General features: G+C 57.2%; 23 protein-coding genes and 1 pseudogene. 15 read left to right on the top strand and 9 right to left on the bottom strand.

The genetic code is table 11. The features are described from left to right. Positions 1-7: 7 nt before the first annotated feature. On the top strand, positions 8-1,657 hold the full coding sequence (locus tag J2857_RS26115; protein WP_210012965.1) for a GMC family oxidoreductase: 1,650 nt from the start codon (positions 8-10) through the stop codon (positions 1,655-1,657). 2 nt (positions 1,658-1,659) lie between these two features. Here J2857_RS26115 and J2857_RS26110 read toward each other — a convergent pair whose 3' ends face one another. Both J2857_RS26110 and J2857_RS26105 read right to left on the bottom strand, forming a co-directional pair. After that, positions 1,660-2,577 (bottom strand): alpha/beta hydrolase, encoded by a 918-nt coding sequence (locus tag J2857_RS26110; protein WP_210012964.1) that lies wholly within the window; start codon positions 2,575-2,577, stop codon positions 1,660-1,662. Positions 2,578-2,586: 9 nt separating this feature from the next. Further along, positions 2,587-4,092: a flavin-containing monooxygenase gene (locus J2857_RS26105; protein ID WP_210012963.1), complete on the bottom strand. Its 1,506-nt coding sequence runs from the start codon at positions 4,090-4,092 to the stop codon at positions 2,587-2,589. Positions 4,093-4,316: 224 nt separating this feature from the next. Here J2857_RS26105 and J2857_RS26100 point away from each other — a divergent pair, with 224 nt between their 5' ends. Further along, complete coding sequence (locus J2857_RS26100; protein WP_210012962.1) at positions 4,317-5,771, top strand: aldehyde dehydrogenase family protein; 1,455 nt, start codon at positions 4,317-4,319, stop codon at positions 5,769-5,771. Between the two features lie 399 nt (positions 5,772-6,170). Here the strand turns inward: J2857_RS26100 and J2857_RS31115 are convergent, their stop codons facing one another. Beyond that, entirely contained in the window at positions 6,171-6,638 is a 468-nt protein-coding gene (locus J2857_RS31115) for a LysR substrate-binding domain-containing protein (RefSeq protein WP_245363844.1), read from the bottom strand. Between the two features lie 11 nt (positions 6,639-6,649). Then, positions 6,650-7,015: a LysR family transcriptional regulator gene (locus J2857_RS31110; RefSeq protein WP_348635721.1), complete on the bottom strand. Its 366-nt coding sequence runs from the start codon at positions 7,013-7,015 to the stop codon at positions 6,650-6,652. A gap of 107 nt (positions 7,016-7,122) precedes the next feature. Between J2857_RS31110 and J2857_RS26090 the strand changes: the two are divergent. The 4 genes and pseudogenes from J2857_RS26090 to J2857_RS26075 all read left to right on the top strand — a co-directional run bounded on the left by J2857_RS26090 (position 7,123) and on the right by J2857_RS26075 (position 9,944). Further along, positions 7,123-8,303, top strand: a pseudogene (locus tag J2857_RS26090) (trans-sulfuration enzyme family protein). A gap of 42 nt (positions 8,304-8,345) precedes the next feature. After that, the gene (locus J2857_RS26085; protein ID WP_210012961.1) at positions 8,346-8,615 is read left to right on the top strand and encodes a hypothetical protein; all 270 of its coding nucleotides are present in this window, start codon (positions 8,346-8,348) and stop codon (positions 8,613-8,615) included. A 99-nt stretch (positions 8,616-8,714) separates the two neighbouring features. Next, a complete protein-coding gene (gene ehuB / locus J2857_RS26080) occupies positions 8,715-9,566 on the top strand; it encodes an ectoine/hydroxyectoine ABC transporter substrate-binding protein EhuB (protein WP_210012960.1) in 852 nt (283 codons plus the stop codon). A 45-nt stretch (positions 9,567-9,611) separates the two neighbouring features. Then, positions 9,612-9,944: a DHCW motif cupin fold protein gene (locus J2857_RS26075; RefSeq protein ID WP_210012959.1), complete on the top strand. Its 333-nt coding sequence runs from the start codon at positions 9,612-9,614 to the stop codon at positions 9,942-9,944. Between the two features lie 53 nt (positions 9,945-9,997). Here the strand turns inward: J2857_RS26075 and J2857_RS26070 are convergent, their stop codons facing one another. Next, the gene (locus J2857_RS26070; RefSeq protein WP_210012958.1) at positions 9,998-11,413 is read right to left on the bottom strand and encodes a PLP-dependent aminotransferase family protein; all 1,416 of its coding nucleotides are present in this window, start codon (positions 11,411-11,413) and stop codon (positions 9,998-10,000) included. 377 nt (positions 11,414-11,790) lie between these two features. Here J2857_RS26070 and ehuC point away from each other — a divergent pair, with 377 nt between their 5' ends. The 7 genes from ehuC to J2857_RS26035 all read left to right on the top strand — a co-directional run bounded on the left by ehuC (position 11,791) and on the right by J2857_RS26035 (position 17,083). Next, positions 11,791-12,453: an ectoine/hydroxyectoine ABC transporter permease subunit EhuC gene (gene ehuC, locus J2857_RS26065; protein ID WP_210012957.1), complete on the top strand. Its 663-nt coding sequence runs from the start codon at positions 11,791-11,793 to the stop codon at positions 12,451-12,453. Further along, entirely contained in the window at positions 12,453-13,112 is a 660-nt protein-coding gene (gene ehuD / locus J2857_RS26060; RefSeq protein ID WP_210012956.1) for an ectoine/hydroxyectoine ABC transporter permease subunit EhuD, read from the top strand. Before ehuC ends, ehuD begins: the two co-directional genes overlap by 1 nt. Then, positions 13,109-13,879: an amino acid ABC transporter ATP-binding protein gene (locus J2857_RS26055; RefSeq protein WP_210012955.1), complete on the top strand. Its 771-nt coding sequence runs from the start codon at positions 13,109-13,111 to the stop codon at positions 13,877-13,879. The genes ehuD and J2857_RS26055 overlap by 4 nt, the downstream gene beginning before the upstream one ends. A 13-nt stretch (positions 13,880-13,892) precedes the next feature. Further along, the gene (locus J2857_RS26050) at positions 13,893-15,218 is read left to right on the top strand and encodes an amidase family protein (RefSeq protein WP_210012954.1); all 1,326 of its coding nucleotides are present in this window, start codon (positions 13,893-13,895) and stop codon (positions 15,216-15,218) included. Between the two features lie 4 nt (positions 15,219-15,222). Further along, the gene (locus J2857_RS26045) at positions 15,223-15,606 is read left to right on the top strand and encodes an ectoine synthase (protein WP_210012953.1); all 384 of its coding nucleotides are present in this window, start codon (positions 15,223-15,225) and stop codon (positions 15,604-15,606) included. A 180-nt stretch (positions 15,607-15,786) separates the two neighbouring features. Beyond that, a complete protein-coding gene (locus J2857_RS26040) occupies positions 15,787-16,545 on the top strand; it encodes an NAD(P)H-dependent oxidoreductase (RefSeq protein ID WP_210012952.1) in 759 nt (252 codons plus the stop codon). A gap of 163 nt (positions 16,546-16,708) precedes the next feature. Then, a complete protein-coding gene (locus J2857_RS26035) occupies positions 16,709-17,083 on the top strand; it encodes a RidA family protein (RefSeq protein WP_210012951.1) in 375 nt (124 codons plus the stop codon). A gap of 126 nt (positions 17,084-17,209) precedes the next feature. Here J2857_RS26035 and J2857_RS26030 read toward each other — a convergent pair whose 3' ends face one another. Beyond that, the gene (locus J2857_RS26030; protein WP_210012950.1) at positions 17,210-17,620 is read right to left on the bottom strand and encodes an ectoine synthase; all 411 of its coding nucleotides are present in this window, start codon (positions 17,618-17,620) and stop codon (positions 17,210-17,212) included. 589 nt (positions 17,621-18,209) lie between these two features. Between J2857_RS26030 and J2857_RS26025 the strand changes: the two genes are divergently transcribed. After that, positions 18,210-19,424 carry an efflux RND transporter periplasmic adaptor subunit gene (locus tag J2857_RS26025; RefSeq protein ID WP_210012949.1) on the top strand — a complete coding sequence of 405 codons (1,215 nt, stop codon included), beginning with the start codon at positions 18,210-18,212 and terminating at the stop codon, positions 19,422-19,424. 30 nt (positions 19,425-19,454) lie between these two features. After that, positions 19,455-20,555: an efflux RND transporter permease subunit gene (locus J2857_RS26020; RefSeq protein ID WP_210012948.1), complete on the top strand. Its 1,101-nt coding sequence runs from the start codon at positions 19,455-19,457 to the stop codon at positions 20,553-20,555. On the opposite strand, the gene J2857_RS26015 is transcribed toward J2857_RS26020, so the two are convergent. The 3 genes from J2857_RS26015 to J2857_RS26005 all read right to left on the bottom strand — a co-directional run bounded on the left by J2857_RS26015 (position 20,436) and on the right by J2857_RS26005 (position 25,044). Continuing rightward, positions 20,436-23,411: a Tn3 family transposase gene (locus J2857_RS26015; protein ID WP_210012947.1), complete on the bottom strand. Its 2,976-nt coding sequence runs from the start codon at positions 23,409-23,411 to the stop codon at positions 20,436-20,438. The genes J2857_RS26020 and J2857_RS26015 overlap by 120 nt on opposite strands. 118 nt (positions 23,412-23,529) lie before the next feature. Continuing rightward, positions 23,530-23,790: a hypothetical protein gene (locus tag J2857_RS31565; RefSeq protein ID WP_210012946.1), complete on the bottom strand. Its 261-nt coding sequence runs from the start codon at positions 23,788-23,790 to the stop codon at positions 23,530-23,532. A 48-nt stretch (positions 23,791-23,838) separates the two neighbouring features. Then, a complete protein-coding gene (locus J2857_RS26005) occupies positions 23,839-25,044 on the bottom strand; it encodes an efflux RND transporter periplasmic adaptor subunit (protein ID WP_210012945.1) in 1,206 nt (401 codons plus the stop codon).

Genomic DNA, 25,044 nt, shown 5'->3' with positions numbered 1-25,044 from the left:
GGATGAAATGCAGGCAGGCAATCCGTCGCGAGGCCTGGTCACCGAAACCGATTACGTCATCGTCGGTGCGGGTTCGGCCGGCTGCGTGCTGGCCGCGCGGCTGAGCGAAGACGCCGCCACGGAGGTCACCATACTAGAGGCGGGCGGGCCTGATTCCAGCCCGCTGCTCAGCATCCCGCTCGGCTGGGGCATGGTCTATTCCAAGAAGCTCTATGATTGGAAGTTGAAGACCGAGCCGGAAGAGCGCCTCAATAGCCGCATCGTCGAATTCGCCCGCGGCAAGGTGCTGGGGGGGTCGTCGTCGGTCAACGCCATGGCTTATGTGCGTGGCCATCGCAGCGACTATGACCGCTGGGCGGCATCCGGCCTTGATGGCTGGAGTTACTCCGACGTACTGCCCTACTTCCGTAAACAGGAAAGCTGGGAGCTCGGCGCAAGCGAATATCGCGGCGGTAGCGGACCGCTGACGACGCGGCCGTCCAAATACGACGATCCGCTGGTCCAGGCTTCGATCGAGGCTGGCATAGAAGCCGGGCACACGTTCAACCCCGACTACAACGGGGCGGAACAGGAGGGCGTCGCAGTCATGCAGTCGACCATCCGCGGCGGTCGGCGCTGCAGTGCAGCTGTGGCCTATCTGCGTCCGGCGCTGGCGCGGCGGAACCTGAAGCTCATTATGCACGCCCAGGCGACCCGAGTGATATTCGACGGCAATGTGGCGCGAGGCGTCGAATATCTTAGGGATGGTAAGCTCCACGAGGTCCGGGCGCGCAAGGAGGTGATCCTCAGCGCTGGCGTAGCGCTTTCGCCGCAGCTGCTCATGCTCTCCGGTGTCGGACCAGCAGACCAGCTGCGCCGTCACGGCATCGAAGTCCGCGCTGACCTGCCGAAGGTTGGCCAGAACCTCCGAGATCACGTCTCACCAGTCCTCCTTTTCCGCCGCAAGGAACCGGGTCCGTTTCAACGCGCCATGCGCTACGATCGCATCGGGCTGAGTATGCTGCAGGCGGGATTGCTTGGCACAGGCATCGCCAGCGATCTGCCGTCCGGGCTCGTCGGCTTTCTTAAAACGCCATCGGCTCGTGGCCCGGCCCCCAACCTGCAGGTCATTCTCAACGGTGCGCCGCTCGACGCCAAGCCTTACCTGCTCAACGGGTTCCAGGACGGCTTTGGGCTGCGTGTTATCCTGCTCCGGCCGGAAAGCAGCGGCCGCATCTGGTTGAACTCGGCCAATCCGCTGGACGCACCGCGCATCCACCAGGACTTCCTGCAGCACGATGCTGAATGGCAGGTTCTGCGCGAAGGCATCCGGATGGCGCGCGAGATTGCCACGCGGCCGGCGCTCGGCTTCGCTTACGGTGGGCCACGAGCACCCGGCAGCGATGGGTCAGACAAGGATGACGAGCTGGATGCCTTCATCCGCGCTCGGGCCCTTACTACGCATCATCCGCTCGGTACCTGCGCCATGGCGGCGCACCCTCAGGAAGGCGTGGTCGACACAGGTCTGCGGGTCTTCGGCACGGAACGGCTACGTGTGGTCGACGCTTCGGTGATGCCCGACATGGTCGGTGGCAATATCAATGCCGCGGTCATCATGATAGCGGAGAAGATCGCGGACGAAATCAGCGGCCGCGCTACGCTAAGCACGGCAGCCTGAGATCAAGCGGCGAATACTGATCGCAGCGCCTCTGCAGCCTCGCTGACGGCTCGGTCGGCGACATCGACGACGCCGTGCTGCCTTGCAAAGCCATGCATGACGCCGGCATAGCGATTGAGCTTCACTGGCGTGCCAGCGGCCTCAAGGGCTGAGGCATAGGCTGCGGCTTCCTCGGTCAGGACGTCGAATTCGGCGACTCCTATCCATGCTGGCGGAGCGCCCATCAGTGTCGGCGTTCGCAACGGCGCAAGGCGCGGTTCAGCCCGATCGATCCCGCGCGCATAATGATCAAAGAACCACTCGATGTCGGACGCCTTCAGAAGGTAATCACTCCCGTAGGTAGCGAAGCCTGGACGAGCGTTGTCCCTGTCGACGACAGGATTGAAAAGCAACTGAAGCGCGATGTCGATCTCGCCACGCACGTCGAGTGCTGCCACCGTCGCGAGGTTCGCGCCGGCGCTATCGCCGCCGACAGCGAGAAGGCCGGTTCCACCAAGGGCGTCGCCGTTGGCGGCGGCGAAGCGTATTGCGGCAACAGCATCGTCGACGGGCGTCGGGAATGGATGTTCGGGCGCTAGCCGGTAGTCGACCGACAGGAACGCTGCCCCACTACGTATCGCCAATGTCCGAACCAGTGTGTCGAAATCGTCGAGTGTACCCAGCGTCCAGCCCCCACCGTGAAAATAGACGCAGAGCCCGACCGGCGTTGCGATCGGCAGATAGAGACGTGCCCCGATCGAGTCCCCATCTACCGGGATGGAGACCTCTCGGACTTCATGCATCTCCGGCCCGGGGCCGAAGACCTGCGAGGCTTGCGAGAACTGGGCGCGGGCAGCCCCCACTTCGACGCCCGAGTAACCATTGAAACCCTTCCCCTTGATGTTGTCCCAGATCGCCTGGACTACCGGGTGCAGTGACATCGCTCCCTCCTAACGCCCGGCTTCGGCGGTGCGGAACACCACGCCAGACGGTGCGTGCGATCTGATCCGTTGCTGGAAGGCCTCGACGGTGTCCGGCCAGTGCGTGAAGACCTTGCCGGTGCCGCCGACGCGATAATAGGAATTGCAGTTGCCGCGTACCATCACGCTGGCGTCCGCGCGGACCTGGATGTCCTCGTTGAAGAGGCGGTAGGTCTGCTCATCGACTTCCACGATGGATGCGCCACGCGTATCGGCCTCAACCATGTTGGCGAGGATGAAGCCCACCTGCGCCTCGACAACGTCGGTCACCGACGCGCCGCCCGCGTTCGGCCCGTTAATCAGGAAGAAATTCGGAAAGCCCTCCACCATCGTGCCAAAATAGGCATGCGGAATGGCGCGCCACTCGTCTTCCAGCTCGCGTCCGTCACGGCCGCGGATCACCAGCCCCCCAAGCATGCCGGATGGCTCGAAGCCGGTTGCCCAGATCACCATATCGACAGGATAGGCATCGCCCTCGACGTCGACAATGGTATCGCCGGCCAGATGTGACACGCCGCGACCTACCAAAGTCACATTGTCCTGTTCCAGCGCCGGGTAATAAGCACTGCTGAACAGCGGCCGCTTGCAGCCGAAGCGGTAGTTTGGAGTCAGCACCTCGCGTGCGTGCGGGTCGTGCACCTGATTGTCGAATTGCTCTTTCCACACCGCCTCTTGTTCGGCGATGACAGGGCCATTCATCGGGAAGCGGGAGCGCGCGATGATTTCGAAGCGGTTGAACCACTCGGTACGGCGCGCCTTTTGCTGAAGAGCGAAATCAGGGCTCATCCGGTCCTTCGCGCCGAAATTGATGTCCGGGCGCGGCAGCACATAGGATGGCGTGCGCACGAAGACGGTGAGCTCCTTGGCATGCTCGGCGGCGTAGGGCACGACCTGGATCGAGGTGGCTCCGCCGCCGACCACCGCCACGCGTTTGCCCGTCAGGTCGATGCCATCATGCCATTCGGTCGTATGGATGGATTCACCGGTGAAGCCCTCCAGACCCTTGATCTTCGGCAGTGTCGGCTGAGAAAACAGGCCGCCCGACCACACAAGGTAGCGGCCCATCCATGTGCGACCGTCCGTGCTCGCCACACGCCAAAGTGCCTTCGCATCGTCCCAGACCGCCTCGGCAACACGCGCGCCGAAAACGATCTTCGGAGTCACCCCGAAACGGTCTGCAAATTCGTGCAGATAGGCGAGGATTTCGTTGCCCGGCGCGAAATTGCTCGACCATTTGTCGCCTGGATAAAAGCTGTAGGCGTAAAGGTCGATCGGGGTATCGCAGGCAACGTTTGGATAGCGGTTCTCACGCCATACACCGCCGACCTTATTCTCAGCTTCAAGGACGATGAGTTTGTCGCGTCCGCCCTCAATCAGCTTGGCTGCGGCGCCTAAGCCACCCAGTCCGGCTCCGATCACTATTGTGTCAAGCGCTTCGAGTTCACCGGGCGCGATCATGCGAGAATGCGTATTCATATGCGAGCTCCTCCAACTCGGGCACAATATTAGCGAAGAAACTTCTTAAATAATCCATTCTCTCGCTTCGAACTTTCACGATAGGCAATACTTGCCGTTCAAGCGCACGCCAGGAAAACCGCGACGCTTCCATAGCGTAGCGGATATGAAAGACGGCGCTCGATATATTTGACGCTCTCGACGCCGCTGCTAATCTGCCAGCCGGAACTCAGGGAGGAGATACCATGGACCGTGTAACCGAAGCCGAGCGCATGCTCATCGGCGGCGAACTCGTCGCTGGCGAGACTGGCGAGTGGACGACTTCCATCAACCCGGCCAACGAGGAGCCGATCGGGCGCACACCGATTGCGACGAAGGCGGACGTGGATCGTGCCGTCGCGGCTGCCGAAGAAGCATGGCCGAAATGGGCTGCGCGCACGCCGATGGAGCGCGCCGGGGTGATGAACAGGTTCGCCGATGCTGTCGCCGCACGCGCTGACGAAATCCTGCGCGTCGAGGTCAGCGACACTGGCAACACCATTCGCCCGATGCGCATGATCGACGTGCCGACGGCGGTGGAATCGCTGCGCTATTTTGCCGGGCTGGCGCCCGATCTGCGCGGAGACACGATCCCCGCGACGAGCGACCACCTGCATCTGACGATCCATGAGCCATATGGCGTCGTCGCGCGCATTGCACCGTTCAACCACCCGGTCATGTTCGCCGTGGCGCGGACAGCGGCGGCGCTGGCCGTGGGCAACGCTGTTATCGTCAAACCGCCGGAAACCTCGCCGCTGTCGGCGATGATCCTCGCCGAAATAGCCCAAGAAATCCTGCCGCCCGGCGTGTTCAACATCCTGACCGGCGATGGCCGCACCACCGGTGATGCCATCGTGCGACATCCCGGCATCAAACGTATCGCCTTTATCGGCTCGCCGGATACCGGCCGCGCCATTCAGCGTGCCGCCGCAGAGGTTACGGTCAAGCATGTCAGCCTTGAGCTGGGCGGAAAGAACCCGATGATCGTGTTCCCCGACTGCGATCCGGACACGATCGCCGCAGCCGCGATCCAAGGCATGAACTTTGCCTGGCAAGGCCAGTCCTGCGGCTCGCTATCGCGCCTGTTGCTGCATGATGACATCCACGACCGAGTGCTCGAAGCCGTCGCTGCTCGCGTAAAGGCGCTGCGGATGGGCGATCCACTCAGCGACAATACTGATGTCGGGCCGATCAATTCGCGCGGCCACATGGAGCGCATTCTCGAGCATTGCCGTAACGCCGACGCCGACGGCGCACGCCGCATTCACGGCGGCGACAGACCTGCGGGCCTTCAATTCGAGCGCGGCTTCTGGCTGGAGCCGACGCTTTACGCCGACGTGACACCGGACATGCGTCTTTGGCAAAAGGAAGTGTTTGGACCGGTACTGGCGGTTAGCCGTTGGCGGGATTTCGATCAGGCGGTTGCGATGGCCAACTCCACCGAATACGGGTTGACCGCCGCGGTCTGGACGAATGATATGAAGGTTGGGCTTCGCATGGCGCGCAAGATCCGTTCGGGCCACATCTGGGTTAACGGCTCGAGCGCGCACTATGTCGGCGTTCCTTTTGGTGGGATGAAGACCAGCGGAGTTGGCCGCGAGGAAGGCCGCGACGAGCTTCTGACTTACTGCGAGAGCAAAACGATCAACATTATACTCTAAGGGGCCACCGGGGATGTGGCGCCTGGATAACGGTGATAAGCAATAGTAATTGTTTGGGGGCACTCGCGTAGAGTTGCCCGGAACGTTTCCAAGCCCCAAGCGCAGGGCATTCGATCAAAAAGCTTTTAAGCAGCGCGAATGCCCTAGTCGGCCCGCTAGTCGCGCCTCTGACCCTTGGCGTCAAATGAAAGACGCGCACCCTTTTCCAGGAATGGCGTCCGGGTTGCGAGGCATTCGACTCACCCACGGCCACTTCCGAGCCTTCTAGTCAACAGGAAAGGCACCTCCGGACCTGGGGCCAGTGTTGAGGCACAGTGTCAACCCCAGCCTTTATTCGTCTGGATTAGGAACTTGGCCGCTTCAATATGAAGACCGAGAGTGTGGTTGGGTCCTTAATTTTTATAGTAGTCGCGACGGACGTGTGTTCCTGACGTCAAGCAGTGCAGAGACGAAGGCTCGAACAAGCCGAGCCTTCTGCCGAAATACCACGCCGCGCTCGGCGAAACCGTCGATCGCCAGCGGATTGACGATGCCGACGCCGACACCTTCCAGGATCAATGCGCAGGCCGTGATCGCATACGGCGTTTCGATGACGAGGTTCGCCTTGGCCCCGGCCGCCTCGCATAAGCGATCGAACTGCAACCGAGCGCGATCCTCGGGCGACAATGCGACATAATTGACACCATCGAAGTCTTCCGGACGGATAATGTCTTTGGTCGCAAAGGGGTGACCTGCGGGAAAAGCGCAGAGCGCCGGAAAGCTGCCGAAGACCTGGTGCTCGACGCCGGAGAGATCGACCTCGTCGGCGGCAAGCCCCAGGTCGTATTCGCCATCGACGATATGATTGCGCACCGACGCGGATGTCATGATCCTGAGGGTCACCACCGCGGAGGGAAAGCTTTCACGGAATTTGCGAACAGCCCGGGGACGATGGTCGTGCCGGCGGCGGCAAGACTTGCGACACGGATATGACCCGAACCGAAGTCGCGGATACGCGCCGCAGATGAACGGAGCTTGTCCAGGCCCCTGAAGCTCTGGTCCACGTCGCGGTAAAAAGCCTGACCTTCGGGTGTGGGGATCAACCGGCCCTTGACGCGGTCGAACAGCGCAAAGCCCACAGCCTCTTCCAACTCGCCGACCAGGCGGCTGACGTTCGGCTGGGTAACCCCCATCAATTCCGCCGCCCGTGAGGCCGTGCCACTGAGGATCACGGCCCGAAAGGCTTCGATCTGCCGGAAGTTCACTCTGCGCCTCCTATAAGCTTTTCGCATAGAGTTAGACGCTCTGGTCAATTGTTTGTCTAGGCTGGCTCCGTCAATATTGCGTATGATCTTGCATTGAGGGACAGAACATGCGCGACAAGACGCTGTGCGTAAACCGGGCCCCGGTCTCCCACGAAGGCTTTGCGAGCCTTGCGACTCCGACCTACCGAGCTTCGACGATCGTGTTCGACAGCGCCGAAGCCTACGCAAAGCGCAGCCAGCGCGGCCCCGATGGTTACACCTACGGCCTGCATGGAACGCCGACCTCACGGACGCTGGAGGCCAAAATAACGGCGTTGGAGCAGGGCGAACGCACCGTCCTCGTCCCCTCCGGCCAGGCTGCGATCACGATTGTCTTTCTTTCCGTTCTGATGCCGGGCGATAGCGTGCTTATTCCAGATACGGCCTATCCGCCGGTGGCCGTTTCTGCGAGAATTACCTGAACCCCCGCGGCATCGGCTACCGCGTTTACGATCCAATGATCGGCGGCGGCATCGCAGAGTTGATCGACGAGAGCGTCAAGCTGATCTGGACGGAATCGCCCGGTTCAACGACGATGGAAATACAGGATATCCCGGCGATCGTCGCAGTGGCCAAGGCGCGCGGTGTCTTGACGGGATGCGATAATACCTGGGCGACGCCACTCTACTTCAAGCCCCTCGCCCACGGCATGGATTTCTCGTCGATGGCGCTGACGAAATATGTCGGCGGTCATTCTGATTTGCTGATGGGTTCGATCGCAGTGAAGGATATCGGCCTGCATCGTCGGCTGAAGGACACGATGCGGATGATCGGCATCGGCGTCTCGCCGGATGACTGCGCGCTTGCGCTGCGTGGGATGGAAACGATGGGCTTGCGGCTCGCGCATTCCGGGCAGATTGCCACCAGCTTTGCAAAGCGGATCGCCGGCCTCGTCCCTTCAGGCCTCGTCCTGCATCCGGCTCTGCCCGAATGCGCCGGACACGAATTCTGGAAACGAGATTTTACGGGATCGAGCAGCGTCTTCAGCGTCGTCATTCCGCCGCATGCGGAAGACGCACTGCCGGACCTGCTGACCACTGCGAAAACCTTCTCGATCGGCGCATCCTGGGGCGGGACGCACAGCCTACTTGCACCGATGACGATCACCCCGAAAGCCTCGGACGGCGCCCATTCCGGCACCATTCTTCGCATCAGTGTCGGGCTCGAGGACGAAAACGACCTCTGGGCCGACCTCCAGCCTATTATCGACGCGATCGCCGCCCGGGAGCCGATCGCCCGTACAGCCTGACAACATCACCGAGACTGAAAACAATAAAAAGGGAACACGCGCATGTCTATATCAGCCTGGAAAACCGGCCTTCTGGCCGCCTCCGCCCTCGCCGCCATGGTGAGTGCGGCCGAAGCCAAATCGACGCTCGAAACCGTCGAGGAACGTGGCTATGTCACCTGCGGTGCGGGTGACTCCACCATGGGCTTCTACACGCCTGGAACGACGGCAAGTGGGAAGGGAACTAACCCGCAGAAACTGCGGCACCTGCTGATGGGTGTGGTTGAAGCAACCAAATCACTGGGACATCAGCGTTACCCGACGTTTGTATGATGGGCAGGCAAAAAAATCGCACAAACATGGCATACATTGTCTTGAACAACCTCATGCAGAGTGTATGGTTGAATTCTTCACTAAGAAAAGGGGAATATAATGCTTAGAACAACCATTCTTGCTCTCGGCCTACTTGCATCGACGGTTGGGGTCGCGTCAGCGGGACTGATGGAAGACGCCAAAGCGGGCAAGGCAATTCGTGTCGGTTTCGCCGAGCAGGAGCCTTTCATCGTAACTGGACCGAACGGTCAATTGACCGGGTATGAGGTTGATCTCCTCAAGGCGGTTCTCTCGAAAATGAACATTAATGCGAAGTTGGAAGCGGTGCCGACACAATTCGGCGCGCTCATTCCTGGTTTGCAGGCGAAGCGCTTTGATATCATCGCCTCCGACCTTTATATCAGGCCAGATCGTTGCAAGCTCGTCGCTTTCGCGGAGCCTACACACTTCGTCAATGACGGGCTGATCGTCAAAGCAGGAAATCCGAAAGGCATTCACAGCTTCCAGGACGTAGCAAAGAATCCATTGTTGAAGATCGGCTACCTCGTCGGAGGTGGCCCGATCGCCGATCACGCGATTGCAATGGGCGTCACGAAAGAGCAATTGGTTACTCTTCCCGACATCGTTTCTCTGTTGGCAGCCGTTAAGACTGGCCGCGTCGATGCGTTCTTGAATCCCGCTGTCACCACTCAGTCCACGTTAAAGACCGCAAATGATCCGACGATAGAGCGTGCTATGCCTTTCCAGCAGGCGATTATCGACGGGAAGACTGTGCAGGGAATCGGAAGTTACGCGTTCCGTCTCGAAGACAAAGACTTCGTGACTGAATTCGACAAGCACCTTCTTTCGATTTTGAAGTCCGGTGAGGTCCTGAAAATTGGTGAGCCTTACGGCTTCACGAAAGAAGACATCCCCTCAGGCAGCCCAACCACTGCGGATCTTTGCAAATAAATTTGAAGCGTGGCGCGTGATGCCGTAGCTATCCAAGGAGCGAAAATGAAAATTCCGGCGCTGTCGTTTAATTCCATTGATTGGGCCAAAGTGGAACCTGTCCGCCATCCGGGTGAAACCGGTTACTGCGACTGGAGGACATTCAACAATGAGGACCTTCGGGTTCGTATCATTGAATATTCTCCTGGATACAAGGCCGACCACTGGTGCGACAGAGGCCATGTCGTCTATATCCTAGAGGGGGAAATCACAATTGAGCTCAAGGACGGACGTGAATTTCACTTCACTCCAGGCATGAGTTACGAGGTCTCCGATTTCGGTGATGCTGCGCATCGCTCATACACAGACAAAGGTGCAAAGAGCTTTATCGTCGATTGATGGAGCATCATATAAACAAGGGAGCCAGAAACAGCTCCCTTGTTCTATCACGATCATACCATGGCCCTGTTTGCATTTGACTGCCCGCCAACAATTACAGAGCGGAGGATTGTCAAAGCGTCCCGAAGAGATTCTTGTGACGAGGCCGCGCCAACAGAAATCCTTACAGCTTCCACGAATGGGGAATTCACCGACAAGCTCGAACTCCCGAGCGTGATCACACCCAATCGTTCACATTGGTTGGTGAAGTCAGTTGCCCTCCACGGTTCCGGCAACTTTAGCCATAAATGCGATCCATGCCTGTTAGTTTCATACTGCTGATCATACAGCAGACGAGCTGCAATTTTCTGACGTTCTTCATTCTCATGCATGAGTTCGTCCGCAGCTTCACGCAAGAATCCGGAATAAATCCATCGCGATGCAATCGAAGCGAACAATGGCGATGCCATCATCGTCATAGCTTGTAAGGTCGCCGCGATTTGGGTGCTTGCCTCAGCGCTGGGGACAGATACAAATCCAAGGCGCAGTGCTGGGCTAAGACACTTCGAGAGGGTCGCGACGTACCAAGTAACATCTGGCGCAATCGCGGCGATCGGGGAGGGGGCGCCCGGTATCAGGTCGTGATATGGGTCGTCCTCGATTACCGCGACGGAATACTGGCGGGCGATGCGGGCAATCTGCTGACGACGGTCGCTAGGCAAAGTCGCCGTCGTCGGATTATCCAAAGTTGGCGTGATATATAGCGCTGCGATAGGAGCACGTTGGCACGCGTCCTCGAACGCCTCAGGAGAGATGCCTTCTCCATCCATCGCAAGGGGCACGAGCTGGAGTCTTTGTTGGAAGGCCACCGTATGTATCCCTGGATACGCAAATCGACCTACGCAGACATGGTTGCTCTTCTTGGTAACCAGGTGGCATACCGCAAACAACGCGCTTTGGGCACCAGATGTTAATACGATCCGTTCTGGAGAACTGGCGATCTGCCGCTTCGCCAGCCAGTTGGCTCCGGCTGCGCGGTTCGCCCAGTTACCTCCGGTATCTTGATAATTCAGCACACCCGCAAGCGTCCCAAGAGACAGGGCGGTATCAACTTCTTTTGCCAATGCCTGATCAATTTTCGCCAGTCTGGGGGGGCTATTTCTGCTCAGGTCATGCGATACGAAGTTCGCATATGGCCCACGGCTTTCGTCGACCGCGCCTATAGCAACGAATGATCCACGTCCAGTTGTTGCCCGAATGATTCCATCGGTTCGCGCTTTGGAAAAAGCTTTCGTGACGGTGGTCAAATCAACGCCAAGAGCGGCCGCAATCGCCCTTTGCGGCGGCAAACGATCTCCAAGGCGCAACTGCCCATTGGCGATATCTGCAACTAGTGCATCAAAGATTGCTTGATGTTTGGAGGATGATCCTCTCTCCAGCCGAGGAACCCATTGGCCACCACTTCCCATGTAATCTTTGACGTTATTCATTGCGACTCCGGCTTATCAAAGCACCATAAACGCAGGAAAGAAGACGGACAAGACATGATCAGGACGATGAAAGGCCGACACAGCCTGGATACCTGTATGACCGTTGCTCAATCCTAACACACAAAAAGCCATACAATCTATTGCAATAAATCATGCAAAGTGTATGGTTCGTCCAAATGTCATTTAAGGCATGGGGAACGTACGCCATGAAAGCGAATCTACTCACATTGTCCAAAAATTCCCGCCGACACGTTCAGTCCGACGATCGGTTGGCGGTGCAATTGGCTACATCAATGAGCAGGATCACCCAACAGTTCAAGCTTTGGAACTGACTACTCACTCGCGCATATCCCAGGAGAAATTTGCGGAGTTGGAGAATGGCACTTATTTGGCAATACCGGTTTGATCTACTAGTCGGACTATGGTGGACGCTAAAGCTGTCGATGATGTCGGCTTCCTTGGCATTAGTTTTGTCGATGTTTTTCGGCATCGCACGATATTCACGTAACCCGGCGATACGAATATCGGCTTCAGTTTATATCGAGTTTTTCCGCGGCACGTCTGCGCTGGCACAACTATTTTGGTTGTTTTACGTGCTTCCGTATATGGGCGTCGATCTTACGCCAACGCAATGTGCTGTGCTCGGTCTCGGACTGTGCTTTGGAGCATATGGTGCTGAAGTGGTTCGTGCCTGCATTGAGGCAGTTCCGAAGGGGCAGCTCGATGCTGCTGCTGCCCTCAATTTCAGCTGGTTTCAGACAATGCGTATCGTGGTGCTGCCAGAAGCACTCATCATGATGATGCCGTTGTTCACCAACCTGTTGATCGAGCTGATCAAGGCGACATCGCTTGTCTCGCTAATCACGATCCCTGACCTTACTTTCCAGGCGAAGGCGGTCATTACCAAGAGCTATAGCTCCGGGAGCGTTCTCCTCACAACGTTGGCGATTTACTTGGTGATTTCCCTGATCACCTCGACCGTGATGAAGCGGATTGAGACCTCACTCTCCCGAGGACGCATAGCGGAAGGAGTGAAGTAATGGAGATCTTTTCTTGGGACTTTGCGCTTGAAGTCCTGCCCGCCTTGTTAAGAGGCGCCGTCGTCACGTTTAGTGCGACTATTGGTGGATTTCTGGCTTCGCTGGCGGTAGGAGCCATTCTGTGTGGTCTGTATCGATCATCATCCCGGCCGATTGCCCTGATTGGTAAGAGCCTGATCGAAATATTGCGCTCGACACCGCTCCTTATCCAAGTCTACTTTCTGTTTTTCGTCCTGCCCGAGGTTGGGCTCGTCCTGCAGCCGGTGACCACCGGCATCATCGCCCTTGGGCTTTATCACGGCGCCTATGTTGCGGAAGCCTATCGTGCAGGCTTTGACAGCGTGCCTCGCGGACAATGGGATGCCGTCGAGAGCTTAAGGTTCTCGCGCTACGCAGCACTTCGTTACCTTATCCTACCCCAGGCGATCATTCCTCTGATTCCAGCGCTGGGAAACACCTTCATCACGATGCTCAAAGACACGCCCATTCTAGCAGCGATTACGGTGCCGGAGATGATGTTCGAGGCTAACGACGCGGGATCACAATCTTTCCGCTACGTCGAGCCAATAACTATGGCAGCGATAGGCTACCTCATCATGAGCGCGGTCGCCGCAGGGTTTATCCACCTACTGCGGAACCATCTCGGGAGATTCAGATGACAGAAATGATCACCTTTGAGAATGTCTGCAAGAGCTTCGGAAAAACCGTCATTCTCAATGACTTTAATTTTAGAGTCATGAGGGGAGAGAAGGTCGCGATCATCGGTCCAAGCGGATCGGGCAAGTCGACGCTTCTTCGTATCATCATGGCGTTGCAGGATATTGACCATGGCAAGGTCTCAATTGATGGGAAACCTCTCTGGGAAGTGAACCACGGCCGACACTTAGTTAAGCCCACGCGGCGACATCTTCGGGATATGAGGTCACTGGTCGGGATGGTCTTCCAGAACTTCAACCTGTTCCCAAATTTGACGGCTCTGGGGAATGTCGCAGCCGCGCCAAGGCATGTGTTAGGCCTGTCGAAAAAAGAGTCCGAGGCGCGAGCGGCAGCCTTATTGGCTCAGGTCGGACTGTCTGAGAAGCTTTCGAATTACCCATCGACGCTCTCTGGAGGTCAACAGCAGCGTGTTGCAATCGCCAGGGCGATGGCCCTCGAGCCGAAAGTCATGCTGTTTGACGAAGCAACGTCCGCTCTCGACCCCGAATTGGTGGGCGAGGTCCTGGGTGTAATGCGCGATTTGGCCAGCGCGCGTGACCTAACCGTTCTTGTCGTCACCCATCAGATGGGAGTTGCGCGTGCCATCGCCGACCGCGTCTGTTTCATGGAGGGTGGCTGCGTCGTGGAGGAAGGCGGACCGGAAGCCCTTCTTTCGCAGCCAAAAAACGAGCGAACGCGCGCTTTCCTTCGTGCCGTCCACCTCGCCTGACCAGGAGATAACAATGCAGACGCTCCAGCCGCTCACCACCACAGGATTTCATCAGCGAATTCGTGCGCAGCTAGAACTGATGAATGAGCTCGCTGACGACGCAAAGCTAGCTGTTCTTCAAAGAAGAGATGACGCGGCATTGTCCGAAGCTGAAGCTTGGGAAACGCTTGCATCATCGGGATCTGCACCGCGACTTCCGATCTCGTTAAGTGTCAAAGCATGCTTCGACGTTCAAGGCTGGGTCACGACAGCCGCCTCGCGGGTACTTGAGGCCGAAAAAGCCGCAGAGGCTGACAGTGGCCTGGTTATGAAGCTCCGACAGAACGGAGCTGTAGTGGTCAATCAGGCGAACATGACCGAATTTGCGTTCGGTGCTCTGGGCATCAATACCAACTTTGGAACACCACGGTCACCGCTCGATCCCAAACGTGAGCGTATCGCTGGCGGCTCAACATCGGGAGGAGCAGTCTCGGTTGCCCTCGGCTTTGCTGATGTGGCGCTCGGAAGCGACACCAGTGGTTCCATTCGAATACCTGCTGCCTTTTGCGGTCTAGCCGGTTTCAAACCGAGCCACCACAGGTACGATCGAAGCGGCATGCTTTTCCTCGCGCCGAGCTTCGACGTTCCCGGTTTCATTGCTCGTGACGTAACGACACTTCAGCGCGTAGATGAGATCATTACAGGCGAGACTTATTTCACCGAGGCGCTGCCACTCGAGGGTATGCGTTTTCTCGTCCCAAAAGATATTTTTCAGGAAGGCGCGGATCAGGAGGTCGCGACCGCTTTCGCGGATGCGCTTCTTTCGCTCAAGCAAGCAGGGGCGGTGCTCGTCGAACTGGATTTCCCCGAGTTGAGAACCTACGGGCAGATTGCCGTCCACGGCGGTATAATCATTGCTGAAGGTTATGCGTGGCATGCCCCGTTGCTGGAGCGATCGGCGCACCTTTACGACCGACGAGTTGGGCCGAGAATTGCGCTCGGGGCCGACGTCCGCGCTAGCGACTACCTGTCCGCGCTTCAGAAACTTTCTGAGCTCAGCGAACACTATCATCATCGGCTGGCAAATTTTGATGGTCTATTGACACCGACGATCCCAATTCTGCCGCCCCGCTTTCAGGAGGCGGAGACGGACGAAGCGTATCCACGCTTCAATCGGTTGTCGTTTCAACTGACCGAAATCGCCAACAGAGTAGACGCTCCCAGCGTGACCATCGCACCTGATCCCACGAAGGCAATCGGCCTGATGGTCACCGGGCGAAAGGGAGAGGATCGACGACTGCTCAAGGTCTCGAGAGCGCTCGAGGCGACATTTCGAGGATCAGGTGAGGACATGGAGTAAGCCAATGATTGTACGTCACATAGACGACTTGAGGAACACAGAACAGTTCGTGTCAACCGACAAATTCACGAGCACACGGCTGATCATTAAGGCCGATGGAATGGGCTATTCTGTCCATCACACGCTGGTGCAGGAAGGGACAGAAATACCCTGCCACTATAAGGATCACCTGGAAACCAACTACTGCATTGCCGGAGAAGGTGAAGTGTTGGACGTTGAGACCGGGGCAGTTCATCAGATCCGGATTGGCACGATGTACGCGCTCAACAAACACGATGAGCATGTGCTCCGTGCGACGAAAGGTACACTCCACCTCATATGCGTTTTCAACCCCGCTTTGGCCGGAGCCGAGCGCCATAATCCAGACGGCGGATACGACGCAGGCTGACCTGCGACGTCGTCGCAACTTTAGTGATCGAAGTTTGCCTTGATCGCAGTCGTTGATTTCGATCAGAGATCACCGAAAGCCACCTCAACGTCGAGCTGCGCGGACGCTTCCGAAAAAGGCGCCGTAATGAACAGCGATCTTTTGAGGAACGAATAACTATACCGCAAGGGAGGGAATGGAATGAAAGCTCTCATAGTATATGCGCACCCGGAGCCAAAGTCCTTTAACGGGCAGCTCAAGGACACAATGATTGCCGAGCTTATTCGACAGGGCGCCCAAGTGGAGGCTTCAGACCTCTATTCAATGGGCTTCGACCCGGTAGAGGGAGCCAAGCACTTTCAACACCGCAAGCGACCCGATGTGTTCGATGTGCAAACAGAGCAGCGTCATGCCTACGAAGGCGGATTATCGAGCCCGGACGTGCAAGCCGAGCTCGATAAACTGCTTTCTGCCGACCTAGTGATCTTCCAGTTCCCGATTTGGTGGTTCTCGATGCCGGCAATCCTTAAGGGATGGATCGATCGGGTTCTCGTGTACGGTCTTTTCACGAGCCGGCGGCGATACAATGAAGGGGTTTTTGCCGGGCGGCGAGCCATGGTCTCGGTAACAGCTGGCGGACCGGAATCGACGTTCAGCCCGAGAGGACGGAATGGCGATATTGATCTGATCCTCTGGCCTCTACATTTCACATTGCACTACATGGGTTACACCGTCCTCCCTCACTTCGCCGCCTACGGTGTCGCGGCGGCGATCCGTTACGCGGGGATCTCAGCAGAAAGCGAACGGCTCAACGCCTACAAAGACGAGCTTCGCCGTTACATCGAGCGCATTGATACTCTCCAGCCACTGCGATTCAATGGGTGGGAAGACTGGGATGAGAATGGGGAACTTAAGCCTGATGCCCCAAGTTATAGCGCCTTTATGCGCCACAACTCGTAGAAGCGACACAGACGTTTGTCTTTGGCAGTCCGAACGATAAGCGCAAGGGATTTCCCCGTATGGACATCCAGGCGACATCGGGCCACCCAAGCGAAAGCATCCGCGCCAGCACCCCACCGGAGTGGCGAAAGAGATCTTACCTAAAAATCCAGAAAGGATGACAATGGAAGCGATAACAACAGAAAATGCCCCTGCAGCGGTTGGCCCGTATTCACAGGCAGTGCGGACAGGTAATCTCCTTTTCGTATCTGGCCAGTTACCAATTGACCCAAAGACCGGAAAAATGCAGGAGGATATGCTCCACCAGATGCAACAATGCCTCGAAAATGTCGAGGCTATCGCCCTTGCAGCCGGGACGAGCCTTTCCAAGACTGTGAAGACGACCGTACTAGTGACCGATCTCTCACGCTTCAACGATTTCAATGAAGTTTATGGCAGGGCATTCAAAGCTCCTTATCCAGCACGCGCCTGCTACGAAGTGTCCGCACTGCCGCGCGGTGCTATGGTTGAAATCGAAGCCGTTATTGCTTTGGATTAGGCCGCCGAGAACCTAACGTGCATCGTCGGCAGTTGCTACCACTGACGAAGTGTCCCGGCCATTAATCAATGCCAGCGTTTTATGACGCTGGCATTGAGCCGTTTTGGCGCTGCCGGCTGCGGGCTCTTAGCGCACCGGCCCATCCACGGTCTCAACCGGCGAATCGTAACCTCCATTAGCGTTATGGGTTTCATTTCCCATGATTGCCGGGTTGAATACGCATACAAGGTGTAAATCTGTATCTATGGCCCGCACGATATGCTCGTCATGTTTATCGAGGGCGTAGACGGAGCCCACGCCTAGAGGATACGTCTTGTTGCTCTCGACGTGATAGACCTCTCCCCTGCCCGCGATCACATAGTTTGTTTCGAAGTGATGTTGATAGTGGCAACGAACCTCATGCCCCGCTGGGATCACAGTATGATGCACAGAATAGCCCATCTCGTCCGACTTTACGATGAGACGCGTGCTCTCCCAGTCAGGGGTAAGCACGTGCCGATCACTCTGGGCTAGGTCCTGTAAATCGCGCACAATCATGTTTCGTCTCCAGGGCACAGTTCTGACATTGATCACTGAATGACATCGTAGACATTGTCGGTTTATTGACAATGATTTTCATTCAAATTTTGATCAGCGCGGGACATCAAAAACTTCAATTTTCGTTCTGCCAGAGCAGTTCGTGTGATCGCCGATGAGCCAGTCTAGTCAGAGACTTACGGATTGGGGTCAGCCTGCTCGCCTGAACCAAGCCCTTCGTCGTTAAACCACTCGGTAAATGGAAGTGCTGGTCGAGCATGCCAGCTTCGCCGTTCGATAGGGCGTCGTCCGCTGTCTTGGCAATCATATGGCAAAAGCATGAGTAACTGACCCAGATCCTTAAAGGCGGTCATAATTAAAACGCTCGTTCGAAAGTAACGAACTAACGGCGCTTGAATGGTTGGCATCCTTTTTGTCCGCAATGTTCGGAAATGCATCCTGTTTATCCCTCACCTCATATCGCCTAATGATGGTGCTCCGTCAGACCGCCTGTCGCAACCGAATTCAGGACCAATGTCCGCCGATGGAGATTTGCAATGCCGCTTTCAAATTCGCCCGAGCCGTTGACGCTGTTGCGGGATGCGCTCAAATGATCGACACCAACCGCAAATCGAACACTTGCAATAAGCCAGGGCCCCGATCTTCGAAGATCTCGAGTGCTTTGTTAATCGCTAGCTCAGCACTGATCGGTGGGATTGCCTTAAGTTTGCACATGGCACCTCAAGAAACCGAGGCGGCACCCGTTCCACAACCTGTCGAGGTTACTGTCAGTCCTCCTATCGAACTCGACATCAACAAGCGACTGACATTACTCGGTCAATTTTCGCCGAGCCGAGAGGTCGAAATTCGAGCTCAAGTTGGGGGCATTTTGACCCAGATTGGTTTCAAGGATGGAGAGATCGTTCAGAAGGGTAGCCTACTTTTTCAGATCGACCCTACCCCCTACGAAATTAGGTTCAGTGAAGCTACCGCGGCTCTAGGCTTAGCACGCACACGCCTGGAACTCGCAAACATCGAACTGACTCGCGCTAGTGCCCTGCAGAGGGCTGGGGGCGGGACAACCCAAAATGCAGACCAAAGGGCCGCGGAACAGAGGTCGGCACAAGCGGCATTTGACTCTGCAGAAGCCGGGATCCGCGATGCCCAGTTTGATCTCGATCGGACCCGCATTGCCGCGCCGTTTACCGGCCGTATCGGCACCCACCTTGTTTCGGAAGGCAATCTTATCGCAGGTAGCCGAGCGTCCACGAACGGGACGACTTTGTTGGCGAGGATCGTTTCAACCGACAAGCTCTTTCTTAATTTTGATATGAGCGAGAACGATTACCTCGCGTTTCAGCGTGAACGGCGGAAGCAGACTGGTTCGCTGGTCGGTAAGGTGAAGTTCGCTCTGGCGGATGAGGAGGGTCTCGAACACGTCGGAATGTTAGATTTTGTTGACAATGTTCTAGACCGTTCAAGTGGAACGATACATGCCCGTGCCACCGTTGATAATCCAGATGGCCTATTGACGCCCGGTGGGTTTGCGCGTCTCAGGCTAGCCGTTTCTCAAGTAGCTCCCGCCCTTCTAGTGCCCGACTCAGCGGTGATGCCTGACCAATCAGAACACGTCGTTTGGACAGTCGATAAAGATAATGTCGTGAGGTCGAGGCGAGTTGACATCGGCGATATGTGGGAAGGTTTGCGGGTGATCCGCTCCGGTCTAGAGCCAAGTGATAACGTGGTTATCGACGGACTACCAACGATCCGCACAGGTTCCGTTGTTACTCCCCGGTCGAAACAAGTTCCTCACGTCTTTGAGTGACTAAGCCGAGGACATGGAGGCCTTGCGCAAATGAAACTCTCTCACTTCTTTATTGATCATCCGCGGTTCGCGGTTGTCATCAACGTTTTTATCGTGATATTCGGTGCTGCTGCCGCGTCCTTTCTGCCCGTTGCACAATATCCCGACATCGTCCCACCGACCATTCAGGTGTCCACCCGCTATCCAGGAGCATCTGCGGAGGTTGTTTCCCGCACGGTGGCAACTCCACTTGAACAAGCGATCAACGGGGTGGAAGGAATGGACTACATCAGTAGCCAGTCGACCGGAAACGGGCAACTGACAGCTAGCGTCATTTTCAAGATCGGGACCGATCCTAACACTGCGTTGCTGTTAACACAAAGCCGCGTCCAGGATACCTTGTCGAGGCTGCCGGTAGAAGTTCAGGCGCAAGGTGTGCAAGTCAAGAAAACTATCCAAGCTTTGCTCCTGTGCGTGCATCTATACTCACCAGATGGAACGAGAAGCGTCGAATACATCTCAAACTACATGCTAAAACTGCGTGACCAGGTAGCGCGATTGCCAGGCGTAGCAGATTTCCAAGTTTTCGGTGAACGCCAGTACGCCATGCGAATTTGGATCGATCCCGGCAAGGCTGCCGCCAGAAGCATCACCGCGAATGATATTGTAGAGTCGCTTCGCGCACAAAATGCGCAGGTCTCAGGAGGAGTGCTTAATGCGCCACCTATAACGACCGACGCAGCTTACCAGATCAATGTGGAAGCGCTCGGCCGTCTTAAGACGACGGAACAGTTCGGCGATATCATCGTCAAGAACGATGGTCAGGGACGCATTACTCGCATCGGTGATATCGGCCGTGCTGAACTTGGATCGTCGGATTACAGTTCCATTGCCTACGCCGACGACTATCCGGCGGCTCCATGGTGCGCCGTCGCGACCCCTGGGGCAAACGTGGTTGAGGTTGAAAACGCTATCTGGGGTCAGAACAAGAGCAGTGCGAAATCGTACGCTAAGGGCGAACGGAATGAGAACTTATGCGACCCGCTGCAGCCCAGTTGGCAGACGGAGCGATCTAAATCCGTTCGGCATCTGATGTTCCGCATCCCAGGTGTAGATGCCGGTAAGGTTGATGTGTTCCCAACTGAGCGGTGAGATGTGCTTCAACAGAGCGTCAGGAATGTCTCGTCCTACTCGTTTCAGCTGTGTGACCGCGCGATCAAGATAGACCGTATTCCAATGCACGATCGCACTGACGACGAGATTGAGCCCCGAGGCGCGGAATGCTTGACTTTCGAACGACCGGTCACGGATTTCGCCTCGCTCGTGGAAGAAGACAGCGCGTTTCAGCTTATGCGCGGCCTCGCCCTTGTTGAGACCGGCTTGGCATCTCCGCCGTAGTGCCGGGCTTGAGTACCATTCGATCATGAAGAGCGAACGCTCAATCCGACCGAGTTCGCGGAGCGCCCTCGCGAGATGGCTTTGCTTCGGAGATGCGGCCAGTTTCTTGAGGATCGTAGACGGCACCACGGACCGCGTGGTGATCGACGCCGCGAGATGGAGCAGATCGTCCCAATGGTCGAGAATCAGGGTGGTGTTGATCGGCGCCCCGATATGGTTCGACAGGGTCGGATATGCATCGCTCTTCTCGAACGTGTGGAACTTCCGATCTTTGAGATTGCGCAGTCGCGGTGAGAACCGCTTTCCGATCAAGGCGAACAGCCCGAAGATATGATCACTGGCACCGCCCGTGTCGGTAAAGTGTTCATGGATGTCGAGGGCCGTGTCCTGATCGAAGAGCCCATCGAGCACATAGGCCGCCTCGCTCTCGGTCGGACTGATGGGCAAAATGCTAAAGTAGCCATATTGATCTGACAGATGGCTATAGAATTTCGATCCAGGCTCGCTGCCGTAATGCAAATTGATGTCGCCACGCTTTGCGGCTCGGTCGCTCACTCGGAAGAATTGGCCATCTGACGAAGATGTCGTGCCGTTGCCCCAAAGGCGGGAATGCGGATGGCGGCTATGTGCATCGGTAATAGATGCTTGCGCAGCACGATATGTTTCGGATCGAGCATGGAATGTACGCATCCACCCAATCTGGTGAGCGCTGATCCCCTTGGATGCGCCCGCCATTCGCTTCGGGCCGAGGTTCGTCGCATCGGCCAGTACACCAGCGAGCATGGCAGAGACATTTTTCGGGATGTCGCCGGTGCGAACATGCGTGAAGTGATCCGCAAAGCCGGTCCATTCATGCACTTCCCTTAACAAGTCGGGAACCTCGACCAACGGATACATGTCGCTGATCTCGGCGTTCAGTTCCTCTGCTGCCACGGGGACTTCGCCGACGGTTGGTGTGACGATCAACGTTCCGGCCTCAAGACGAACTCCTTCGAGCTTTCCGGATCGTGCTCTGTGCGCGAGACGCTGCAGGTTGAACTCGAGCATCTGACAGACTTCGGCAAGCCACTGTGCGCCGTCACCTTGGACACCCAAACCGAGACGATCTTCTTCCTTCATCGTGATGAATGTCGACCGCGGCATCAGATGCTCGTCAATCGGCCGGAAAGATCGGCTGCCGTCGACCCAAATGTCCGCAGATCTAAGCCGGTCTCGCAAAGCCGCTAGCGTGGCGATCTCGTAGAGACGGCGATCGGGTTTCCCTTGTTCGAAGATAAGCCGTCGATCAGTTTGGCTGAGGTGGGTGAGCGGCACGCGATCCGGGAGTGTCCGCCGCTTCTCGGCATAAAGCCGTTTCAGCAGCGCAATTGCCGCCAGAAGCGGGTCGTGGCGATGCGCCGAGCGAAACGTGAAGGCCTGAAGGAATGCACCAATGTATTTGTGGACGGTCGCGTATTGTTCGGCTGCCACGGTCAACGGCGGTGCCTCGTTGTCGTCGACCATCGACTCAAGCTCAGGCTTCATCCGAAGCAGCCGGTCCCAGCCGACTCTTTGGTCGAGAACATCCAATGCGTTCCGACCATAGTCGTTGGCGGATTGCAGGGCGGTGATCGTATCCAGAAACATGCGCAGCGCTTTGGCGGTATTCGCTCTGCAGTCCATCTGTCGCTGCTTCTTTCGATTGTTGGCTTGCGAGAACAACTTGCCCATCAGCTTGATGAACATCGTCACCGCATCGTCCGTGAGCTTCTGGGAAAGCTTGATGACTTGAGCCACGATCAGAGCGTGGCGACGGTTGGCGTTGAAGTCGTTGGCAAGCCAGGCCGGCGTTGCGTTGCCCTCCCGGATCATCTGGTCCCACCGTCCGGATGATACGCGCGCCTGCAGTTCCGGATCGATCTCCAGCCGCCGCAGAAAAGCTATCCGCTCGGTCAGCCCGACGAGGTTCGACGCAGCCGGCGCTTCTGGCGCCGAACGCAGCCAATGAAAGCGCGTCTGGCCGATCGACGGGTCAACCTCTAACAGCCTATCCAGTGATTGAAGCCTATCGAGGGGGATGTCTTCAATCAGGGTTCTTTCTGCCCGGCGCCGGGCTATGGCACGGCCGGCAAGGCCGATGCGTTCGATCGTGTCGATCGCCGGCAGAAGAGCTCCGCGTTCGCGAAACGCGGCGACAGCCGAACTGGCTATCGCAGCACCGTCGTCGGATATGGTCGCCGCTTGAATTGCCGCCAATAGCGCGGCGCGGCGATCTTGCAGCGTCGCGCTTCTCGTATCCAGATACACCATTAGCCGCGCCATATGATCCCGACGGGTTTCTTCACGGCGTGCATAGAGGGCAAATTCGTCTGGAGCGTCGCCGATCTGATCAGCAACATATCTCAGCATGGCGCGAGGCGGAGTTTCTTCTGCTCCAAGCACTCGACCCGGGTATCGCATTAGACATAGCTGGATGGCAAAGCCGAGCCGATTGTGATTACGTCTCCGCAGTTCGATCTCCAGGCGATCCGCCAATGACAACGAATAGTGTCGGATTAAGCTGTCCTCGTCGACTGGGATATCGACAAGCCTCCGGCGATCTTGATCTTTGAGAAGCTTGCGCTTTGCCATCGCCCGACTCCATTCACGACCAATCTACGTCGAGCGTTGTCGAGTCGGGCCGGACAGAGAAATCAAAACTGGCGCATGTCGATGGCAATCCACAGAGATCGGATGCTGCAGGTCCGAACTACAACATCGTTCCTGTTCCGTTCGGCCTTAGCGTACGATTTCGGACTGCTCTTGTTCTGACCCCAAAGAGGTTCAGATCTCGGTCTCCGGCTCCCACGAATTGATAAATGCAAGGCGGCGGCGATCCCAAAAGCAGCGACGGCTTCAGTTTCGCGATTTCTCTTGGATGCTTCCGCCTTGGTGAAGCGTACAGCATAGGCTTCGAGCTGATGTGCTTGGTCGGCAGGGTCTTTAGATAGGACCGTTGTACGCCGGTCATCGGCTCGTCGCCGCTCTCCAGGGTAGGAATGCTCGGCGGCGTTAGCGTTCAGCGCCCTCTTAACTCGATCCTCGAACCGTCCTCGATCTGGCTATTGGGATAAAGCACGACTTGATCTCCCTCGTTAAGGCCGGACAGAATCTCGACGGCGCGTGTGTTGCGATGTCCGACCGAAACCTTGCGCCGCCGCGCGCGGCCGTTCTCTGAGGCAAACACCGCCCAGTCGTCTCCTTCGCGAAAAAAGGCGCCGAGGGATAGTTGGGGCACAGCGCGTTCGAACAGGATCACGTCGACATCCACTCTGAAACCGTGTCCGAGCGAGCGCCAGCTTTCCGGTGGCGAGACCAGCTCCAGAACCACCATGACCCGTTGCTCCTCGATACCGAGGGCGGAAACCTTGGTCTGCCCAAAAGGCTCGATACGTTTGACGCGGGCCTCGAGATCGGGTCCTCCCCAGTCGTGGACAAGCGCGCGTTGTCCCGCGTTGATGGTGACGGCATCCTCGGAGAGGAGGTCCACCACCACCTCCAAATCTTGCGGATTGCCGATCGCAACGAGGGGGGTTCCGGCTTCAACAACGCCCTCACTGCGTCTGAGAACCTGCAAAACAAGTCCGCCTACCGGAGCCTTTACCTGCACGCACTCGCAGGCAGCACTACGGCTGTCGATCTCCTGGCGGGATAGAAGCTGCGAACGGGCTCGGTTAAATTCATATTCGCGCACTTCCAGTGCTGCCTCGGTGGTCGCGAGAGCGGTTTCGGCAACCCGGAAGATGCGCTCAGCCTCCTCGAGTGTTCGCTTCGAAATAGCCTGATGTTCGCTCTGTAGTCGCGCCCTTGCAAGCTCTGCCTTGGCATATTCCAGGTTGACCTTTGCACCCTCCATTTCTGCCACAGCGAGTTCACGAGCCGCCGCCGCCGCCTCGACGGCTGCCCGCTGTGCGGCTTCGGTGCGGACATCGAGGAAATCGGGCGCGGCCGGCTCTATCCGTGCCAGCGTCGTCTCGCCCGCCTGTACCGGATCGCCGGGTTCCGCCGTCAGGCGATGCAGATGCCCGCGTAACGGCGCATGGAGTGTGTAGATATCGCGGACGCGCGTCTCACCCTCGTCTGTGATGGCAACTCTCAAGGTCTCCCGGCGCACCGTTGCCAGGTCGACCGGGATTGGTTGCGGCCGCAAGGAATAGCCAATTCCGCCCGAGAGGACGGCGAACAGGCTACCCCAGATGACGATGCGTTTTCCGACCACGTTCAC

Origin of the sequence: Neorhizobium galegae, assembly GCF_017877055.1 — a bacterium.
Classification (GTDB): Bacteria; Pseudomonadota; Alphaproteobacteria; order Rhizobiales; family Rhizobiaceae; genus Neorhizobium; species Neorhizobium galegae_D.
The sequence above is the reverse complement of the archived record's forward strand: the minus strand, read 5'-3'. Positions and strand labels throughout refer to the sequence as shown.